At 49.2% G+C, this 459-nt stretch carries 1 protein-coding gene; it reads left to right on the top strand.

What is annotated here, in order from left to right; all coding sequences use genetic code 11:
• Nucleotides 1-177 precede the first annotated feature (177 nt).
• Nucleotides 178-459: hypothetical protein (locus NE665_RS24015; protein WP_256302720.1), on the top strand; the 282-nt coding region annotated here is incomplete at its 3' end.

A 459-nucleotide genomic window follows, 5' to 3' on the forward strand; every position in this document is an offset into this window, starting at 1 on the left:
GGAGCGATGGAGCCGGGAAACTATCTGGAGGAGGACAAGCTGGATGTCGATCTACCCAAGGGGGATTATCCGGTGAATATCCATTTCAAGAATTATGATCCAAAAAGTGAGGAATTCGTCGGTGAGGCAGTAGCAGAGAATGTCGTTCACGTATTGAAGTGACGGGAGGGAAAGACGATGAGGAAAGCAAGTGCAGTATTCCTGTGTCTGCTCATGGTGACACTATGTGTGCAAGAGATAACAGCCAAAGAAAACGATCACACGGAGAGTGATGGAAACGGGAACATCGTGACGGATCTTCCGTGGAATCAGGAGATCGAAGGAAAGATGTATGGACAGCTGATCGGAAAGGTGAAGGATGATGACATCGATATCGACGTACCTGCCCCAGAGGATAAGGAAGACCCGGTAAGCCCCGAGGAACCGGATACTGGAACAGTTGATAATGGTGGTGAAGGC

The organism is Clostridium sp. DFI.1.208 (genome assembly GCF_024463855.1).
In the GTDB taxonomy this organism is placed as follows: Bacteria; Bacillota_I; Bacilli_A; order Erysipelotrichales; family Erysipelotrichaceae; genus Clostridium_AQ.